This is a genomic window from Ruegeria sp. ANG10 (assembly GCF_040705255.1).
Classification (GTDB): Bacteria; Pseudomonadota; Alphaproteobacteria; order Rhodobacterales; family Rhodobacteraceae; genus Ruegeria.
The window spans coordinates 48,610-67,000 of record NZ_JBFCVU010000008.1 but is presented as its reverse complement, the minus strand read 5'-3'; the positions used below and the strand labels follow the sequence as shown (position 1 = coordinate 67,000).

At 57.5% G+C, this 18,391-nt stretch carries 17 protein-coding genes; 12 read left to right on the top strand and 5 right to left on the bottom strand.

Annotation, left to right across the window (positions count from 1 at the left end; genetic code table 11):
• The first annotated feature begins 5 nt into the window (after positions 1-5).
• Positions 6-1,547, top strand: coding sequence for a heme biosynthesis HemY N-terminal domain-containing protein (locus AB1A64_RS16200; protein WP_366552362.1), 1,542 nt, complete (start codon positions 6-8; stop codon positions 1,545-1,547).
• A gap of 48 nt (positions 1,548-1,595) precedes the next feature.
• Here AB1A64_RS16200 and AB1A64_RS16195 read toward each other — a convergent pair whose 3' ends face one another.
• From AB1A64_RS16195 to AB1A64_RS16175, 5 genes are all read right to left on the bottom strand, one after another.
• Positions 1,596-2,387 carry a citryl-CoA lyase gene (locus tag AB1A64_RS16195; RefSeq protein WP_366552361.1) on the bottom strand — a complete coding sequence of 264 codons (792 nt, stop codon included), beginning with the start codon at positions 2,385-2,387 and terminating at the stop codon, positions 1,596-1,598.
• On the bottom strand, positions 2,384-3,571 hold the full coding sequence (locus AB1A64_RS16190) for a CoA transferase (protein WP_366552360.1): 1,188 nt from the start codon (positions 3,569-3,571) through the stop codon (positions 2,384-2,386). Before AB1A64_RS16190 ends, AB1A64_RS16195 begins: the two co-directional genes overlap by 4 nt.
• Positions 3,561-5,072 carry a tripartite tricarboxylate transporter permease gene (locus tag AB1A64_RS16185; RefSeq protein ID WP_170396920.1) on the bottom strand — a complete coding sequence of 504 codons (1,512 nt, stop codon included), beginning with the start codon at positions 5,070-5,072 and terminating at the stop codon, positions 3,561-3,563. Before AB1A64_RS16185 ends, AB1A64_RS16190 begins: the two co-directional genes overlap by 11 nt.
• 1 nt (position 5,073) lies before the next feature.
• Positions 5,074-5,556, bottom strand: coding sequence for a tripartite tricarboxylate transporter TctB family protein (locus AB1A64_RS16180; RefSeq protein WP_170515300.1), 483 nt, complete (start codon positions 5,554-5,556; stop codon positions 5,074-5,076).
• Between the two features lie 68 nt (positions 5,557-5,624).
• Positions 5,625-6,605, bottom strand: a complete 981-nt coding sequence (locus AB1A64_RS16175) for a tripartite tricarboxylate transporter substrate-binding protein (RefSeq protein ID WP_366552359.1) — start codon at positions 6,603-6,605, stop codon at positions 5,625-5,627.
• Positions 6,606-6,713: 108 nt separating this feature from the next.
• On the opposite strand from AB1A64_RS16175, the gene AB1A64_RS16170 reads away from it, so the two are divergent.
• From AB1A64_RS16170 to AB1A64_RS16120, 11 genes are all read left to right on the top strand, one after another.
• On the top strand, positions 6,714-7,382 hold the full coding sequence (locus AB1A64_RS16170) for a response regulator transcription factor (protein WP_366552358.1): 669 nt from the start codon (positions 6,714-6,716) through the stop codon (positions 7,380-7,382).
• The gene (locus tag AB1A64_RS16165) at positions 7,372-8,739 is read left to right on the top strand and encodes a sensor histidine kinase (RefSeq protein ID WP_366552357.1); all 1,368 of its coding nucleotides are present in this window, start codon (positions 7,372-7,374) and stop codon (positions 8,737-8,739) included. The genes AB1A64_RS16170 and AB1A64_RS16165 overlap by 11 nt, the downstream gene beginning before the upstream one ends.
• Positions 8,718-9,722 (top strand): extracellular solute-binding protein, encoded by a 1,005-nt coding sequence (locus AB1A64_RS16160; protein ID WP_366552356.1) that lies wholly within the window; start codon positions 8,718-8,720, stop codon positions 9,720-9,722. Before AB1A64_RS16165 ends, AB1A64_RS16160 begins: the two co-directional genes overlap by 22 nt.
• 138 nt (positions 9,723-9,860) lie before the next feature.
• Positions 9,861-10,949 carry an MHYT domain-containing protein gene (locus AB1A64_RS16155; protein WP_366552355.1) on the top strand — a complete coding sequence of 363 codons (1,089 nt, stop codon included), beginning with the start codon at positions 9,861-9,863 and terminating at the stop codon, positions 10,947-10,949.
• 139 nt (positions 10,950-11,088) lie between these two features.
• Entirely contained in the window at positions 11,089-11,922 is an 834-nt protein-coding gene (locus tag AB1A64_RS16150) for a xanthine dehydrogenase family protein subunit M (RefSeq protein WP_366552354.1), read from the top strand.
• 14 nt (positions 11,923-11,936) lie between these two features.
• Positions 11,937-12,431: a (2Fe-2S)-binding protein gene (locus AB1A64_RS16145; protein WP_366552353.1), complete on the top strand. Its 495-nt coding sequence runs from the start codon at positions 11,937-11,939 to the stop codon at positions 12,429-12,431.
• Entirely contained in the window at positions 12,428-14,845 is a 2,418-nt protein-coding gene (locus AB1A64_RS16140; protein ID WP_366552352.1) for an aerobic carbon-monoxide dehydrogenase large subunit, read from the top strand. Before AB1A64_RS16145 ends, AB1A64_RS16140 begins: the two co-directional genes overlap by 4 nt.
• Before the next feature lie 102 nt (positions 14,846-14,947).
• On the top strand, positions 14,948-15,814 hold the full coding sequence (locus tag AB1A64_RS16135; protein WP_366552351.1) for a MoxR family ATPase: 867 nt from the start codon (positions 14,948-14,950) through the stop codon (positions 15,812-15,814).
• Positions 15,814-17,001 carry a VWA domain-containing protein gene (locus AB1A64_RS16130; protein ID WP_366552350.1) on the top strand — a complete coding sequence of 396 codons (1,188 nt, stop codon included), beginning with the start codon at positions 15,814-15,816 and terminating at the stop codon, positions 16,999-17,001. The genes AB1A64_RS16135 and AB1A64_RS16130 overlap by 1 nt, the downstream gene beginning before the upstream one ends.
• Positions 17,002-17,013: 12 nt before the next feature.
• Positions 17,014-17,826, top strand: coding sequence for an XdhC family protein (locus tag AB1A64_RS16125; RefSeq protein ID WP_366552349.1), 813 nt, complete (start codon positions 17,014-17,016; stop codon positions 17,824-17,826).
• A gap of 106 nt (positions 17,827-17,932) precedes the next feature.
• Positions 17,933-18,385: a carbon monoxide dehydrogenase subunit G gene (locus tag AB1A64_RS16120; RefSeq protein WP_170396939.1), complete on the top strand. Its 453-nt coding sequence runs from the start codon at positions 17,933-17,935 to the stop codon at positions 18,383-18,385.
• The last annotated feature ends 6 nt before the right edge of the window (positions 18,386-18,391 follow it).

Here is an 18,391-nt window from a genome sequence, read left to right as displayed (position 1 = left end):
CTGCCATGCTGTGGTCATTGTTAAAGATCCTTGTTTTTGTAGCGATTATCGGCCTGCTGGCCATGGGCGCCATGTTCCTGATGGAAACCAGTGGTGGCGTGCAGATCACCGTTGCGGGCACCGAATTCACGTTGGGGCCGCTGCAATCGGTGATCGCGCTGGGCGTGCTGGTGGTGGCGATCTGGGTGTTATTCAAGCTGCTGACCCTGCTGATCGCCACGCTGCATTTCCTCAATGGCGACGAAACTGCCCTGTCGCGCTATTTCGACCGCAGCCGCGAAAAGCGCGGTTATCAGGCGCTGGCCGATGGGTTGATGGCCTTGGCCTCGGGTGAGGGGCGCGTGGCGATGAACAAGGCTGCCAAGGCCGAAAAACTGCTGAACAAACCGGAACTGACCAATCTGCTGGTGGCACAGGCCGCCGAAATGAATGGCGACACGAAAAAGGCGTCAGAGACCTACAAGAAACTGGTCACTAACAACGCCACCCGCTTTGTTGGTGTGCGCGGCATCATGAAACAGAAACTGGCCGAGGGGGATGATGACACCGCCCGCAAGCTGGCTGAAAAGGCGTTGGCGATCAAACCGCGCCACGCTGAAACCCAAGATATTCTGTTGGGTCTGCAGACCAAATCTCAGGACTGGGTCGGTGCGCGATCAACCCTGACCGCCAAGCTGAAGGCTGGCCACTTGCCGCGCGACGTGTTCAAGCGCCGCGATGCGGTGCTGGCCCTGTCTGAGGCCAAGGACATTCTGGATGACAGCGCCACGGTCGAACAACAGGAACACGCGATCGAGGCCAACCGCCTGTCGCCCGATCTGGTGCCTGCCGCCGCGATGGCCGCGCGTGCCTATATCGAAAAGGGCAAACCACGTGCTGCGACCAAGATCCTGAAAAAAGCGTGGGAGGTACAGCCGCATCCCGATCTGGCCCATGCCTTTGCCGAGATTGCACCGGATGAAACACCGACGGCGCGGATTACCCGTTTTGCCGCCCTGACCCGTATCCACCCCGAGGATCTGGAGACCCGCCTGATCCTGGCCGAGTTGAACATCGTGGCCGAGGACTTCCCCGAAGCCCGCCGCGCGCTGGGCGATGTGGTGGAAAAACAGGCCGATGCGCGGGCCTACACCCTGATGGCAGCGATAGAACGGGGTGAAGGGTCCTCGGACGCGGTGGTGCAGGGTTGGCTGGCCAAGGCGCTGAACGCGCCGCGCGGGCCGCAATGGGTCTGTGACAATTGCCACGACATTCAGCCCGAATGGGGACCGGTGTGCCAGAACTGCGGCAGCTTTGACACCCTCAGCTGGCAGACCCCGCAAACGCCCGAAATCGCCACGGCCACCGGTGTGCATATGCTGCCGCTGATCGTCGGCGCGCTTGAGGACAAAGTCGAGCCGGAACCTGAGCCCGAAGCCGAGCCGGAACAGGAAGAGGTCCAAGAGGCCGAGGCCCCCGAGATCATCGAGATGGAGGCCGAACCTGTCCGCCCTGACGTTGAACCCGTGCGGCCCGATGTCGAACCCGTGGTGGAAAAGCAGGTTTGACAAGCGGGTTCTGCAAACCTGTGTATGAGTTAACTCAGCCGTAAGTGTTTACTGGTCAACGCTGCCTTGTGTTTCGGCATCCAAGTACGTCCAACGGTACTTAGGTGGCGTTGGGCCTTTGTTTCGCCCGCCCTGTTGTGTTTGCTCCCACGCGTGCGCAAGAATGCCAACTGAACGGGACAGACAGAATAAGCCCCGAGCAAGAGGCGCAGCGAAGCCGAGCTCCGCATAAATCACTGCGGTGGCACCGTCGATGTTCATTGGGACCGGTTTACCTTTGCGGCGGGCCAGTTCTGCCTCAATTTCTCGCGCGACGGCCTTGAAGCGCCCGTCACAAGCCTCATTAGCAATCGCCTCGTCCACCAATGCCATCAAACGAGGCGCACGTGGATCCGTTGGCGTGTGAAACCGGTGGCCAAACCCAGGCAAAATTTTCCCGTTCAAAGCGATCCATTCGTCCATCGCAACCTCGAGATTGGATGTGTGCGAGGCAGCGAAATGGTAAAGGGTTACGGCCTGCTCTCCTGCACCGCCATGGATGTCGCCCAGCATATTCACCGCACTGGCCATGGCGTTGTTCAAAGGCAAGCCGCAGGTCACTGCCATTCGTGCCGTGGCAATAGACGGGGCCTGCGGTCCGTGATCCACAGCGGCGACCAACGCGGCTTCGAACAGCTTCAGCTGCGCCGGTGACGGCTTGTCTCCACGCACCATGAACCAGATCATTTCCGCGAAGCTGAGATTGCCAATGAGGTCCTGAATTGGCTCTCCGCGCAGATCAATACGTCCGGGTTCCATGTCGATGATGGCGGTGCTCCACCAATCTGCCACATCACTCATATGACACCCTCTTTCATCAACGTATCGATTTCGGTGGTGGACAGGCCAAGCTCTGACCAAACTAGAGTATTGTCCGCACCAAGCTCTGGCGGAGAGGCTTGAGGCATCTTGCGCTGTCCATCCATCACGACGGGGCTGCCAGTCAGTTTCAACTCCTCACCCTGAACGGATAGGGATCCAATCAATCCTCGTCCCGCAAGTTGGTCATCGGACAGGGCCTGTGGCACTGTCAGCACTTGCCCAGCCGGAACGCCCAATGCGTTCAGCTCGCCGACCCATTCATTGGCTGACCGTTTCCGCAGCGTTTTTTCCAGCTCGTTCCGAAGGGCATGGCGGTTTCTTTTACGGTCTTCGCGGGATGTATAGTCGGAATTGTCCAGCAAATCCTCTCGCCCGAGGTGACGGGCAAGGGCCTGCCATTGTTCATCCCTGTTCGCGGCGATATTGATTGGGTTGTCTGCAGTGGCAAACGTACCAGATGGCGCGGATGTGGTGTTTTCGTTGCCATGCGCGCCGGGTGTGACGCCGCCGACCAGAAAATTCGACACCACCCAGCCCATGGTCGATATGACTGCCTCGGACATCGCGATATCCAGAAACGCACCGCGAGAGTTCGCGTTCAATGCCGCGCTAATGGCGAAGGCAGCTGTCAAACCTCCGACGGTATCAGCAAGAGGGTATCCTACACGGTACGGTGCCGTATCAGCGGCACCAGTTATTGACATGACACCGCTGAGGCCCTGAACGATCTGATCATAGGCCGGGTCTTTTCGGCGGGGACCGTCCTGGCCAAACCCGCTAATCGCGCAGTAGATCAGATTTGTGTTCTCGGCGCGCAGAACCTCATACCCCAGCCCCAGGCGATCCATGACCCCGGGCCGGAAGTTTTCCACCAGAACGTCCGCTGTACGCGCCAAGCGTTTCAGCAGCGCTTTGCCCTTGGTGGATTTCATGTCCAAGGTCACGGATTTTTTGTCGGCATTTTGGGCAAGGAAGCTGATGCCCATACCCGCCTTGTTCCTGTCGGGGTCAGCGCCCAGCACGCGGGCCAGATCACCGCCGTTGGGGCGTTCAACCTTGATCACATCGGCCCCCATCAGTGCCAGCTGATAGCAGCAATACGGACCCGCCAGAACATTTGTCAGGTCAAGAACCCGAATACCTGCAAGGGGCTCAGTCGCCATCAGCAACCCCGGCTGCCCGTGCCCGCGAACGACGCGCACGATAGCTGGGGAGCAGCACCAGCAGTGCTGCGATAACGAGCAGGCCCAGCGTCATAGGACGTTCCCAGATGAAAGCGATCCCATCATAAAGCTGCATCGAGCGGGCGAAGTTGTCTTCCATCATGCCGCCAAGGATGAACCCGATCAGCAACGGTGCCAGTGGGTAGTCGGCAAATTTCAGTGCTGTGGCGCAGATACCAAAGCCGACCAGTATTAGCAGTTCAGTGGCATTGTTCTGCCCGATATAGGCCCCCATCAGCGTGAAGAACAAAATGAACGGGATCAGATAGTTGCGCGGAACGGACAGCACCTTGGCGATATAGGGGATCAGCGGCAGGTTCAGGATCAGCAGAACCAGGTTGCCGATGAACATCGACATGATGACGGCCCAGAAGATCTGCGGCTCATCAATCATAAGGCGCGGGCCGGGTGTCACGTTCAGGGCAATCAAAGCCCCCAGCAGGATCGCCGTGGTGCCCGATCCCGGAATACCCAATGTCAGCAATGGAACAAAAGATCCGGTACAGGCCGCGTTGTTTGCCGTTTCGGGCGCAGCCAAACCTTTGATCGAGCCTTTACCAAATTCCTCTTGCTCTTCTTTCGGCGCGATGTTGCGTTCGACCGCGTAGCCAAGGAAGCTGGCGATTGTCGCTCCTGCGCCGGGTAGGACACCGATAAAGAATCCTTGCACGGATTGCCGTCCTACCACAGGTGCTATGGCCTTGGCTTCGTCCTTGGTGATGCGCAGATCCTTGATTTCACCGTCATCACCCTTCAGGTCTTTTGGCTTGAGGACCAGAAACAGGGCTTCGGGCAAAGCAAACATAGCCATGGCGAGGGTGATGAAGCCGAATCCGGATTGCAGATCCATAATCCCCATGGTGAAGCGCGGCAGATTGAACAACGCGCCTTCGCCTACAGTCGCCATGATAAGCCCAAGCACCGTCATGATGACCGCTTTGGCAACTTGGCCACTGCCCGCAAACGCCGCAATGGCTGAAAGGCCCACGACCATCAGCGCGAAATACTCAGCCGAATGGAATAACAGCGCGACCGAGGACAGCGCAGGGGCAAACACCATAAGAAGGATAGCGCCCATCGTGCCGCCGGCGAAACTGGCGATCGCGGCGACTGTCAGGGCTTTTCCGGCCTTGCCCTGGCGCGCCATGGGATAGCCATCAAAGCTGGAGGCAACCGTTCCGGCGACCCCCGGCGCATTCAGCAGGATGGATGAGGTCGAGCCGCCAAAGATCGCGCCGTAATACACCCCGGCCAGCAGGATCAAAGCAGCCGAAGGATCCCCCATCGAGATGGCGACCGGGATCATGATGGCAATGATCGACATCGGTCCGAGGCCGGGCAGCATTCCGATGAACGTGCCGATCAAGCAGCCCGCGACGACCATCAGAAGGTTTTGGATTGAGAATGCCGTTTGCAGGCCGATCAGAAGTCCTTCAAGCATGTCAGCCTCCGAAAATGCCCGGCAGGGGGCGCATGTAGATGCCAAGAACTTCCTGAACCAGATACCAGACGGAACCCGTGGCAATGAACGCGACGGGCAACATGATGTGCCACTTGCGCTCACCCAGAATAAAGGACCCGAGGATCAGGAAAGCCGAGGTTGAAATCAGAAAGCCCACGGGACGCAGGCACAGGGCGTAGATGACCATCAAGGCCAGCAGCATCAGCGCCTGATCCAGGTGGTACTCGCCCAACCGCCGGTAATCGATATCTGCTTCTTTCGGCTCAGACTTTTCAAAGCCCAGCAAAATGATTGTCGTTGTTACGATACCCAGAATGGACAGCACTTTTGGGAAGGTGCTTGGCCAGATAGGGTTACGTTGCATAAAAGGGGGAAGGCTTCCGTCCATCGTGAACCAGGCGGCGTAGCCATACGTTAAACATACACCCAGAAGAACGAGCGCGATCCAGCGATCCAACGCCATTATACCCCCTCCTTTTTTTGTTGTGGTTGGGGATGTCAGGGCGGCGAACCGCCCTGACATATCTACTATTAGAGGAAGCCCAGCTTTTTCATCAGATCGCCGATCTGCTGTTCCTGCTGTTCCAGGAACGACTGGAAGTCATCGCCCGAGTTATGGATGTTCACCCAACCGTTGCGGGCGCGAACTTCTTCCCATTCCGGTGTGTCGTACATCTTGGCGATGGCGTCCTGATAAACGGCCAGCTTGTCTTCGGGCAGGCCAGGGGCCGCAAAGAAACCACGCCAGTTTACAAAGGTTGTGTCGATGCCCTGTTCCTTCATGGTCATGGCATCAGGCGCGGCGTCTACGCGTTCTTCCGCCGTTACGCCGATAATCTTAACCTCGCCCGCATTTGCCAGGTCTACGGCTTCCGAGAAGCCGGTCGACAGCGCTGCGATTTCACCCGACAGCAGGGCTGCCATGGCTTTACCACCCGCATCATAGGGGATGTATTTTACGGCCAACGCGTCTTTGCCGGCCGCTTCCATCACCATGGCCGCAACCAGATGGTCCATACCGCCTGGCACCGATCCACCACCAATCGCCGTTCCCGCAGGATCGGCGTCAAATGCAGCCAGCAGGTCTTCCATCGAGTTGATGGGGCTGTCCTTGCCCACGACGATCGCGGCATAATCACCGATCGTACCCGAAACCAGCGTCAGGTCGCGGAAGTTATGCGGGAACACGCCGGTCAGTGAGCGGATCACGATAGGGGTAGAGTTCACCATCAGTGTGCCGTGGTTGCTGTCGGCGTTTTCGATCAGATAGCCAATGGCTTTGCCGCCGCCACCGCCCGACATGTTTTCGTAGGACGCAGTCCCGACAAGGCCTGCATTGGTCAGGGCTTCGCCCGTTCCACGAGCGGTTCCGTCCCAGCCGCCGCCAGCGCCACCGGGGATCAGAAAGTGAATGCTGTCTACCACCTGGTCTTGGGCCAAAGCTGGTCCCGTCAGACCAATTGCAGCCACGGCTGCGATCAGGGCGCGTCGGCCCAGTTTCAATGTCGTCATGTTTTCCTCCCGTTTGACAACCGGCCGCATGGCGGCTCAGATTGGAGGGAACAAAAACACATCAACCTGACATCAACCTGTCACGCGCCAAAATACTGTTCGAGCCTGATGAAATTTCTGCTTGTGGAAGACAATCTAGACCTCGCGAATGCGATCAGTTCTCGTATGCGTCTGGATGGTCATGTTATTGATCATGCAGCGAATTTAGAGGATGCAACCGCTTTCGTCGAAACTGACGAGTATGATCTGATTTTATTGGACATCATGCTGCCAGACGGGGATGGTCGTGACTTTTTGAAACGGCATCGGGCGGGTCGTTTGGACACACCCGTGATCGTCCTGACCGCACGTAGCCAGGTGTCGGATCGAATCGGTTCGCTTGATCTTGGGGCCGACGATTACGTGACCAAGCCCTTCGACCATGCCGAGCTTGAGGCTCGCTGCCGCGCAGTGCTGCGTCGAAAATCAGGAATTGCGAAATCGACTATCGAGATCGGCGGAGTGGTGTTTGATCCGGTGGCAGGTCATTTGACAGTTGGTGGAGAGGCCGTGTCATTGCGGAACCGGGAATTGCGTATGATGGAGCTGTTCATAAACGCGCCGGGTCATGTGTTTTCAAAACAGAAGCTGGCGGACCGCTTGTTTTCCTACGACGACAACGTGTCTGACAACGCGATCGAAGTCTATGTCGGCCGGTTGCGCAGGCATCTGGAAAAGTCGGACCTGAAAATTACAACATTGCGCGGTTTGGGATACAGGTTGGATCATGACGCCTAATCCGACCGTTTCCGGATCTTTAAGAAATCGGCTTATGCTGACGCTGATCGGTGGTGCGGCGATTCTTGCAATCCTGCTGTTTTTTGCCGTCCGTAGCTATGCTGCAAAAGTGGCCCAGCAAGGTCAGGACAATTTGCTTGAGGCCTCGGTCACATCCATCCTTGATGCAGCGGCTCTTCGTGACGGGGTGTTGGAAGTCGACATTCCATATGCCGCGTTCTCGATGCTCAGCACGCCGTCAGATGATCGGGTGTTCTATGCCATTTATCAGGATGGAGAATTCCTGTCCGGTTACGAGGATCTGCATCTGACGGGCGGCCCGGCCCAGAATAACTGGGTGTTCAGATCTGGAGAGGTGCGTGGTGAGCGTGTTCGTCAGGTCAGCGCCAGCCGAACGCTGGTCGGGCTGGGACGGCAGACCGAGATTGAGGTTGCGCTTGGCCAGACCCAGGACGCACTTGCGGAAACTATGGACCAGATTTCGCGCAATGCCGCCTATTTGGGTCTGGGTTTCTTTCTGCTGACAACGGTACTGTCGTTCTGGGTAACATCGACGACAATCGGACAACTTAACAGACTGACAACCTCGGTCACACGCCGGGGTCCGCAGGATCTCAGCCCCTTCAAGAAACCCGTACCACGGGAAATGGCACCCTTGGTGTCGTCGCTGAATTCACTGATGGGCCGATTGGATCAGTCGCTTAGCCAATCCGAAGATTTCATAGCCGAAGCTGCGCACCGGGTGCGCACGCCGTTGGCGACGGTCAGATCCTATGCCGAGGCGACGTTGCACCGGGTTGAGCGCAAAGATAACCGCGAAGCTTTGCGAGCAATGGTGCGTGCGATCGACGAAAGCTCGCGCGCAGCTGGCCAGTTGCTGGATCACGCTATGATCACGTTTCGTGCGGATCATCTGGAACGCGAGGATATCGATCTTGTTGGTCTGGTCCAAGAGCTGGTGCAGCGTCTGACCCCGATTGCCGAAATGAAAGAGCTTTCGCTGTCATTGACCGGTGATCCCTCAGTTCCCTATTCCGGCGATCCCATTCTGCTTCAGAACGCTGTGCGTAATTTGGTCGACAACGCGCTGAAATATGCGCCCTCAGACAGCACGGTCCAGATCGAAGTCACTGCTGTGCCCAACGCCCGGATCACGGTCAGGGACTCAGGGCCCGGTTTTCCGCCAGACGAGATTGATAGTTTAACTCGGCGATTTGAACGTGGTCAGAACGCCACCGGGACGATTGGGTCTGGTCTGGGGTTGACCATCGCTCAGGACGTGGCGACCGCGCATGGCGGCACACTTGTTCTGACGAACCAAACAGAGGGCGGCGCATGCGTTACCTTATCTTTGTAACCCTGTTTCTTTTTCCCAGCTTAGGATCAGCAGAGGATTGGGAAGACCGCCTGGTTTTCAACGATAGTGCGCAAGGCGCACATCTACGCGTTATCTCAAGCACGGACACGGTCTTGTTTGCACCTCTGATCGAAGACTTCGTTGCCCAAAACCCATCAATTAGCATCGAGTATCTGGTGTCTGGAACAGCTGATATCGACAAGCGCGTGCGTGCCACGCCTGATGCTTTTGATGTCATAGTTTCCAGCGCGATGGACTTGCAGCTGAAACTTGCAAATGACGGGTTTGCGTTGCCATTGGATGATATGCAGGTGCCGCCTTGGACCCAGTGGCACCACAGCCTTTTTGCCTTCACGTCCGAGCCTGCGACCATCGTCATCAATCGCGCCGCATTTGAGGGGCAGCCTATCCCGCAGACACGCCAGGGCCTGATCGAAGCCCTGCGCGAACGACCCGAGGAGTTTCGCGGAAAGATCGGAACCTATGATGTCCGCCAATCCGGTCTGGGCTACCTGTTTGCGACTCAGGACGCGCGCGCCTCGGAAACCTACTGGCGTCTGATGGAAGTCATGGGTGGATTGGATGTCAGGCTTTACTGCTGTTCCGGTGAGATGATCACGGATCTCGCTGATGGAACAATTTTGGTCGCCTATAATGTGTTGGGCAGCTACGCAGCCGTCCGAACCGAAGGAAAAGACGCTTTGGAAGTTATTCTTCCCTCTGATTTTCAGACGACAATGATGCGCACTGTCATGGTCTCGGAAGCAACCCGAGAAGCCGAGGCAGCAGAACGATTTGTCCGCTATTTGATCACCGAAGAACCTGCGTCGCCCGATAGCAAGCCGTTTCTTCCATTGCTGACTTCGGGCAATGCTTCAAATGAACAAGAGGCGATTGGGTTAAACCCGGCCTTGCTTACGTTTTTGGACGTTCTGAAAAGGAAAAAGTTTGTCTCTGCCTGGGAAAACGCCGTCATTCAATAATCAGAACCGAGCAGGTTACTTGGGACTGTGGATGATAATGGAAAACGCAAAGCTAAAATATCGTCCCGGTCTGTAATTGTCCCAATCAAATCCGTTTGCTAACGTCAACCTCGCGTCGGGGAGGGCGTGCAAACCCAAATGCTGGACTATTCGCATAACGCCTGGCTTGTGGCAGCCTCGTTGGCCGTTGCGCTGATGGCTGGCTTCACCGGCCTTTATCTGACGCATGGCGCGTCCAAACTGAATCCGCAACGTCGCAAGTTTATTGTTGTGCTGGCGGCGATCACATTGGGCGGCGGCATTTGGTCGATGCATTTCGTCGCCATGCTGGGCCTGCAATTGCCGATCCTGTTCTACTATGACGCGCTGATCACCCTGATGTCTGCGCTGGTGGCAATTCTGATGGTCGGGCTGGCGCTGTTGCTGTTGCATTTCCGCCCTCGGACGATGCAGACCATCATTGGTGCGGGCATCATTGTCGGCCTTGGAATAGTTGTAATGCATTATGTCGGGATGGCCGGGATGGAGCTTTGCCGCCCTGTCTACAACGCGCTGGACGTGGCAATTGCAACACTGGCCTCCGTAGTCCTGTCGGTTCTGGCGATTTGGGTGGCCTATGACAACCGAACCCAACGCAACATCCTGCTGGGAACTGTGTGCTTTGGTCTGGCAGTGTTCACCATGCATTTTGTCGCCACTGGCTTGACTGATTTCGTCGCCAGCGAAAACGCGGGCGGGGCAGGACCGGTGCTGAACAATCAGGTCCTGGCCATGGGGGTCACGGTTGCCGTTTTCCTGATCTGCGGTGCGTTTCTTCTGACTGGGATCACCTTTATCGAGCCCGAGACCGCCGTCATGGCACCCGAACCCGCCGCCCCCGAACCCACTGTGCTGCGGGCTGGTGTTCCGTTCGAGCGTGAAGGTCAGACTTTTTTCGCAGAACCTGCTCGGATAGCAGCCATCCGGGCCGAAGGGCACTATACCGTTCTTTACATGGGATCAGAGAAACTCTTTTGTCCCTGGTCGATTACCGAAGCCGAAACGCGCCTCAAACCGGATGGTTTCCTGCGTGCGCATCGAAGCTACCTGGTGAACCCAAAACACGTCTCGGGCTTTGAACGGCACAAGGATAATGGCACCTGCTATTTTGAAGGCGTCGATGCGCTGAGTAAGATTCCAGTAAGCCGATCCCGTCTGAACGACATCCGCAATGCGCTGGGCCTGTGATCGCAGTTCATGAAGCCTATTCGCAACTCGTGAAACAAGCTGCGCGCCCCGTTTCCACTGGCTGGCAAGGCTGATCCTACCGTTCTTTCCTTACCGCAGGTCCCCTAAGGCAAAACGCTCGGACCCAGGGAGGAAAAACATGATACCAGCCGGTTTTGAGTATCACCGGCCAGGCGACATCGCCTCGGCCATTGGGATTCTGCAGGAATACGGAGACGAAGCACGCGTGCTTGCGGGCGGGCACAGTCTGATTCCGATGATGAAGCTGCGCATGGCCGAAATGGGCCATCTTGTCGATCTTCAGGCCATTGACGAGTTGAAAGGCATTGAGATCGGTGCCGAAACAGTTTCGCTGGGTGCCATGGTCACGCAGCACGAGTTGATTACCCATGACGGGCTGGCCTCGGCTATTCCTTTGATCCGCGAAGCGGCGTTGCAGATCGCTGACCCTCAGGTGCGCTATGTCGGTACTGTTGGTGGCAACGTGGCCAACGGCGATCCGGGCAATGATATGCCGGGTCTGATGCAGTGTTTAAACGCAACATTCGATTTGTCTGGCCCGGACGGCAATCGCAGCGTCGCCGCGCGCGACTTTTACGAAGCTGCCTATTTCACCGCCCGTGAAGACGAGGAAATTCTGACGCGGATTTCGATCCCGGTACCGGGTTCGGGTGTCGGGCAGGCTTACGAGAAACAAAAGCGCAAAATCGGTGATTATGCCACGGCGGCGGCGGCGGTGATGGTCGGAAACGGTCAAGCCTCGGTGGCGATGACCAATCTGGCTGACACGCCAATTTGGTCCGAAGCGGCCAGTAACGCACTCGCTGGAGGCGATATCGAGGGTTGCGTGACAGCGATGCTCGACGCGATCGATCCTGTGGCCGACAACCGCGGCCCCGTCGAATTCAAGAAACACGTGGCCGCCGTGATGCTGCGCCGTGCCATCGACCGCGCGCAAAGCCGCGCAGGTTGAGGGGAGGAAAAACAATGTCAAAGATGCATGTCAAACTCACCGTGAACGGCAAACAGGTCGAAGGTCTGGCCGAGCCGCGCACGTTACTCATCCACTTCCTGCGGGAAGATCTGAAAATCACCGGCCCGCATATCGGATGCGAGACCAGCCATTGCGGGGCTTGTACCGTGGATATTGATGGTAAATCTGTCAAATCCTGCACGACCTTCGTGGCACAGGTGAACGGTGCCGATATCACCACCGTCGAAGGGTTGACCAACGACGATGGCAGCCTTGGTGTGCTGCAAGAAATGTTCCGCGAACATCATGGGCTTCAATGCGGCTTTTGCACGCCAGGCATGATCACCCGCGCACATCGTCTGCTGCAGGAAAATCCAAACCCGACCGAGGAAGACATCCGCTTTGGCATGTCCGGCAACCTGTGCCGCTGCACCGGATATCAGAACATCGTCAAGGCGATCGCGGCATCTGCCGACTTGCTGAACGCTCAGAAGGAGGCCGCGGAATGAACGACCAGACTCTGACCCCCGAAGAACGCGCCGCCAACCTCAAAGGGATGGGTTGTGCCCGCAAACGTGTCGAAGACGTGCGCTTTACCCAAGGCAAGGGCAATTATGTCGATGACATCAAGATGGACGGGATGCTGTTTGGAGCCTTTGTCCGCTCTCCCTATGCCCATGCTCGCGTCGTCAATGTGAACAAAGAGGCTGCGTTGGCGATACCTGGCGTTGTTGCTGTGTTGACTGCCGAAGACCTCGCACCGTTGGGTCTGCACTGGATGCCGACGCTGGCGGGCGACAAGCAAATGGTGCTGGCCGATGGCAAGGTTCTGTTCCAGGGCCAGGAAGTTGCCTATGTCGTCGCCGAAAACCGTTACATCGCGGCGGATGCGGCCGAGCTGGTCGAAGTTGACTATGAAGAGCTGCCCGTTCTGACCGACCCGTTCGAGGCGCTGAAATCAGATGTTGTTCTGCGCGAAGACCTCGCTAGCCAGACCGAAGGCGCACATGGGCCGCGAAAGCATCACAACCATATCTTCACCTGGGAACAGGGCGACAAGGACGCGACCGAAGCGGTTCTGGGCGAGGCTGATGTTGTGGCCGAAGAGATGGTCTATTACCACCGCACGCATCCTTGCCCGTTGGAGACCTGTGGCTGTGTCGCGTCAATGGATAAGGTGACCGGCAAGCTGACGCTCTATGGCACGTTCCAGGCCCCGCACGCGATCCGCACCGTTGTATCGCTGATCTCGGGTCTGGCCGAGCACAATATCCGGGTGATCAGCCCCGATATCGGCGGTGGCTTTGGCAATAAGGTGGGTGCCTATGCGGGCTATGTCTGTTCGGTTGTGGCCTCGATCGTCACCGGCCAGCCTGTGAAATGGGTCGAAAACCGGATGGAAAACCTGATGTCCACCGCGTTTGCCCGCGACTATTGGATGCAAGGCAAGATAGCTGCCACTAAAGACGGCAAGATCACCGGCTTGTGGTGTCATACCACTGCTGATCATGGTGGCTTTGATGCCTGCGCCGACCCGACCAAGTTCCCGGCCGGGTTCATGAACATCTGCACCGGGTCTTACGACATTCCGACCGCCTATCTGGCTGTGGACGGGGTCTATACCAACAAGGCTCCGGGCGGCGTGGCCTATCGCTGCTCGTTCAGGGTGACGGAAGCGGCTTACTTCATCGAACGGATGATCGAAGTTCTGGCGATTAAGCTGAATATGGACGCGGCGGAGCTGCGCCGGATCAACTTCATCAAGGCCGATCAGTTCCCATACCAGTCCGCGCTGGGATGGGAGTATGACTCGGGCGATTATCACACTGCCTGGGACAAGGCGTTGAAGGCTGTCGACTATGAAGGTCTGCGGGCGGAACAGGCCCAGCGGGTTGAGGATTTCAAAGCTGGCAAAACCCGCAAACTGCTGGGGATCGGCCTGACGCATTTTACCGAAATCGTCGGCGCAGGACCCGTGAAGAATTGCGATATTCTTGGATTGGGCATGTTCGACAGCTGTGAGATCCGCATCCACCCGACCGGATCCGCTATCGCACGGCTGGGGACGATCAGTCAGGGTCAGGGCCACGCCACGACCTTTGCCCAGATCATCGCCAGCGAAATTGGCCTGCCTGCCGATGACATCACTTTGGAAGAAGGCGACACCGATACCGCGCCTTATGGGCTTGGTACATACGGATCTCGGTCGACGCCAGTGGCCGGTGCTGCAACGGCGATGGCAGCCCGCAAAATCCGCGCCAAAGCACAGATGATTGCGGCCTATCTCCTCGAGGTCCACGACAACGATGTCGAATGGGATGTGGATCGTTTTGCGGTTAAGGGCGCGCCGGAGCGGTTCAAGACGATGAAAGAGATCGCCTATGCCGCCTATAACCAGGCGATTCCGGGGTTAGAGCCGGGTCTTGAAGCGGTCAGCTACTATGATCCGCCGAATATGACTTATCCGTTTGGGGCCTATATCTGTGTCATGGAGATTGATGTGGATACTGGTGAATGGGAAGTTCGACAGTTCTATGCGCTGGATGATTGCGGCACGCGGATCAACCCTATGATTATCGAGGGGCAAGTCCACGGTGGCGTGACCGAGGCACTGGCCATCGCGATGGGCCAGGAAATTGCTTATGATGAGATGGGCAACGTGAAAACTGGCACGCTTATGGACTTCTTCCTGCCGACCGCATGGGAGACGCCCAACTACACCACCGATCACACAGTCACCCCGTCACCGCACCACCCGATTGGCGCCAAGGGGGTAGGTGAAAGCCCGAATGTTGGCGGCGTGCCTGCGTTTTCGAACGCCGTGCATGACGCTTTCCGCCCATTTGGCCTTGTTCAGAGCCACATGCCGCATGATCACTGGCGGATCTGGAAGATCGCAAATGGGCTGGGGATGCACGGGTAAACGGTTTCGAACCGGCTTTGCCGGTCTGACCGAACGGAGGGGGTCAGCCCCCTCCGAACCTCCCCCGAGGTTTAACGGCCATATGAAGATTGGATACCGGTTTTGTCTTTGAGTGATGTGCAGACAGGGTTAGCCGCGCAAGGCTATGTTGCCGATGATAGATTGGCGATGGCACTGCATCTGGCGCAGCAATTGGGTCGGCCCTTGCTGCTGGAAGGGCCAGCGGGTGTAGGCAAGACCGAAGTGGCTAAGGCGATGGCGGCGTGGCGCGATACACGGCTGATCCGACTGCAATGCTATGAGGGGCTAGATGCAAGCCATGCTATCTACGAATGGAACTATCAGCGTCAGTTGCTGGCTATCCGTGCCAGTGAATCGCAGGGTGGCACCAGTGAATCGCAGCTTTTCACGGATGATTATTTGCTGAAACGGCCTTTGTTAGAGGCTATTTCGGAAGAAGTCCCTCCGGTTTTGCTAATTGACGAGATTGATCGGGCGGATGAGGAATTCGAGGCGTACCTGTTGGAAATCCTCTCTGACTTTCAGATCACAATACCCGAACTTGGAACTATTGAGGCGCGGGTTCGACCTATCGTGATCTTAACCGCCAACGGGACTCGGGACTTGTCAGATGCATTGCGCCGGAGGTGTCTGTACAGTTTTCTCGACTACCCGTCACAAGCAACGGAAATGGCGATCTTGCGGGCACGGATGCCCGAGGTCGAAGCGGCCCTGGCCCGACAGATCATCGGCGTCGTGCAGGCATTGCGGAGGGAAGACCTGGAAAAAACGCCGGGCATTGCCGAGATGTTGGATTGGGCGGCCGCCTTGTCCGGGCTGGGCGTCAATGATCTGTCGAAATCACGTGAGGAAGTGCAGGCAACACTGGTCTGCCTGCTGAAAACGGCGGCAGACTACGATGCCGCTCCGCCCGAGGTGATGGACCGTTTGATCGGGAAGGTGGCGTGATGGCTGTAACGCGCTTTCCCACTCGCGCCACAGGCGTTGCAGATCGTATGTCGGGCTTTATTGCGCATCTTCGGATGAACGGCCTGCAGGTTGGGCCTTCGGAAACTGCAGATGCTCTGGCAGCTCTGACTGCAGTTGAGGCCACGGACAGCGCTCAGGTTCGGCAGGCGCTCTGTGTCTTGCTGGCAGGCGACGCTGACCAATGGCGGAGGTTTGATGAATTGTTCGACGCCTTTTGGTTCAACGCGGGCAAACAGAGGACGGGCACGGCGCACACTGCGCATGTCCGGGTGCAAACCGCGAAACCGATGATTTGGCAGGGTGAACAGCAAGAGGCGCAAGACTCAGATACTGGTAAGGATCAGGCCACCGTGCCTGATCCGGGCGACGGGGAGGCCGTGGGGAGAGACGGGAAGCTGATTGCGACCCGTACGGCCAACCTGTCGCGCCGTGATTTGCGCGAGGTTATGGACGATGAGACTCTAAAACAGGCGGAAAAGGCTGCAAGAACCCTTGCAAACGCCATTCGTGACCGCCGTTCGCGCCGCCGTAAACAAGCCTTACGAGGCCCGGCGCTGGACATGCGGCGAATCCAACGCGCCAGTCTTGCGCGTGGAGGTGAACCGATAGACCTTTACCGTCGCACTCGTCCACCGCGCCCAATGCGGATCGTGGCCCTGTGCGATGTAAGTGGCTCGATGACCATATATTCTCGTGTTTTTCTTTCGTTTCTCAAAGGCTTGATTGGCGGCGATGCACAAGCGGATGCCTATCTGTTCCACACCCGTCTGATGCGGGTCACGGATGCGTTGCGTGATCACGACACGTTGCGTGCAGCGGGGCGACTGTCGCTGATGGCAGAGGGGTTCGGTGGCGGCACCGATATCTCGGGCAGTCTGGAGCGGTTTCTCACTGGATATGGCGCGCGCGCGCTGAATGGTAGAACAATTGTGCTGATCCTCTCGGATGGCTATTGCAGTTCCGACCCGCAGGCGCTGAGCGATGTACTGGCGCGTATTCGGCGCAAAGCACGGCGGATCGTCTGGTTGAACCCTCTGAAAGGCTGGCGTGACTATCAGCCTATTGCCGCCGCTATGCAGGCAGCCACACCCTATCTGGATGCCCACTTGCCTGCCAATACACTCGACGCATTGGCAGCGTTGGAGCCGCAGTTTCGTAAGTTATGAATGGAGTCTAAGTTGGCTAATTTCGACATATTCGACACCATTGAGCAGCTACGCCGGACCGGTGACGCGTTTTGTGTGGCGACAGTTCTACGAACGGCGGACGCGACCTCGGCCAAGGCTGGGGGAAAGGCAGCGATCACCAAGGACGGGCGCATCTTGGGGCATCTCGGCGGGGCCTGCGTGCAGCGCGCTGTGCGGGCTTCGGCGCAACAGGCGGTGGCCAGCGGGTCACCGCAGATGATTCGTGTCAAACCCTCGGACAAGGTGGTGAACATGGTCGATCCTGACGGTATGCAGACATACAAGAGCGGTTGCCCATCGGGTGGCACGGTCGACCTTTTGGTTGAGCCGTATAAGCACGCCCCGCGGCTGGTGATTTTTGGCGAGTCGCTGATTGCAACGGCCCTGGCCGCCCATGGTGCATTGTCCGGGTTCCGTGTTTGCATAAGTGAAAGCGCTGAGATCGATGGTGAGTTTCAGCGATTCACAGCAGATACAATTGAGCAATTGGGGATAGAGGTGCAGGATTTTGTTGTCGTCGCCTCTCAAGGTCGCGGCGATGCCGATGCGCTCAAGGCTGCGTTGCAGACCGATGCAGCCCGAGTTTCCATGGTGGCCAGCCGCCGAAAGGCCGAAACGCTGACGGCGAAACTCGTTTCTCAGGGAGTGGACCCGGCCCGCGCCGCGCGGCTCAAATCTCCAGCGGGGTTGGATATTCACGCGATCGACCCGCACGAGATTGCCGTGTCGATCCTGGCTGAGATCGTGTTGTGGCGAAACACCGAAAAAACAAGGGATACGTCTGATGATGAAAAACGTGCTTAACTGGCTGCGGGCCTTGTGGCCTGCGCGTCCCAAACAAACCTCGAAAGAGGCGACGGAGACCGCACTTTTGGTATTTCCGAGATGCTGTTGAACAAAGGAAACATGAATGGAACTTAGTGACGAAATCCGTATCACGGCGCCACGCGATGTTGTGCATCGGGCTTTGAACAACCCTGAAATCCTGCGCGAATGCATTCCGGGTTGCGAAGAACTGACCCAGACATCACCCGACGAACTTGAGGCGAAAGTGGTCCTGAAGATTGGCCCGGTAAAGGCGAAGTTCGCAGGCGAAGTTACATTGGACAATTCCAACGCGCCAGGTGGGTTTTCCCTAACCGGCGAAGGCAAGGGCGGGGCGGCGGGATTCGCCAAAGGCGGGGCTGAGGTAACTCTAACCGAGGATGGGGATGAAACCGTGTTGGCCTATACAGCCAAGGTCGATATTGGCGGCAAGATCGCTCAGCTTGGTAGCCGCCTGATTGCGGGCACGGCCAAAAAGCTGTCGGGTAAGTTCTTCACCCGCTTTGGTGAGATCGTGTCGGAACAGTCGGTATCCTGAGCCGAG

Excerpts from the sequence above, each read along its gene's own strand:
- AB1A64_RS16200 (WP_366552362.1), top strand. The coding sequence starts at position 6 with ATGCTGTGGTCATTGTTAAAGATCCTTGTTTTTGTAGCGATTATCGGC.
- AB1A64_RS16195 (WP_366552361.1), bottom strand. The coding sequence starts at position 2,387 with ATGAGTGATGTGGCAGATTGGTGGAGCACCGCCATCATCGACATGGAA.
- AB1A64_RS16190 (WP_366552360.1), bottom strand. The coding sequence starts at position 3,571 with ATGGCGACTGAGCCCCTTGCAGGTATTCGGGTTCTTGACCTGACAAAT.
- AB1A64_RS16185 (WP_170396920.1), bottom strand. The coding sequence starts at position 5,072 with ATGCTTGAAGGACTTCTGATCGGCCTGCAAACGGCATTCTCAATCCAA.
- AB1A64_RS16180 (WP_170515300.1), bottom strand. The coding sequence starts at position 5,556 with ATGGCGTTGGATCGCTGGATCGCGCTCGTTCTTCTGGGTGTATGTTTA.
- AB1A64_RS16175 (WP_366552359.1), bottom strand. The coding sequence starts at position 6,605 with ATGACGACATTGAAACTGGGCCGACGCGCCCTGATCGCAGCCGTGGCT.
- AB1A64_RS16170 (WP_366552358.1), top strand. The coding sequence starts at position 6,714 with ATGAAATTTCTGCTTGTGGAAGACAATCTAGACCTCGCGAATGCGATC.
- AB1A64_RS16165 (WP_366552357.1), top strand. The coding sequence starts at position 7,372 with ATGACGCCTAATCCGACCGTTTCCGGATCTTTAAGAAATCGGCTTATG.
- AB1A64_RS16160 (WP_366552356.1), top strand. The coding sequence starts at position 8,718 with ATGCGTTACCTTATCTTTGTAACCCTGTTTCTTTTTCCCAGCTTAGGA.
- AB1A64_RS16155 (WP_366552355.1), top strand. The coding sequence starts at position 9,861 with ATGCTGGACTATTCGCATAACGCCTGGCTTGTGGCAGCCTCGTTGGCC.
- AB1A64_RS16150 (WP_366552354.1), top strand. The coding sequence starts at position 11,089 with ATGATACCAGCCGGTTTTGAGTATCACCGGCCAGGCGACATCGCCTCG.
- AB1A64_RS16145 (WP_366552353.1), top strand. The coding sequence starts at position 11,937 with ATGTCAAAGATGCATGTCAAACTCACCGTGAACGGCAAACAGGTCGAA.
- AB1A64_RS16140 (WP_366552352.1), top strand. The coding sequence starts at position 12,428 with ATGAACGACCAGACTCTGACCCCCGAAGAACGCGCCGCCAACCTCAAA.
- AB1A64_RS16130 (WP_366552350.1), top strand. The coding sequence starts at position 15,814 with ATGGCTGTAACGCGCTTTCCCACTCGCGCCACAGGCGTTGCAGATCGT.
- AB1A64_RS16120 (WP_170396939.1), top strand. The coding sequence starts at position 17,933 with ATGGAACTTAGTGACGAAATCCGTATCACGGCGCCACGCGATGTTGTG.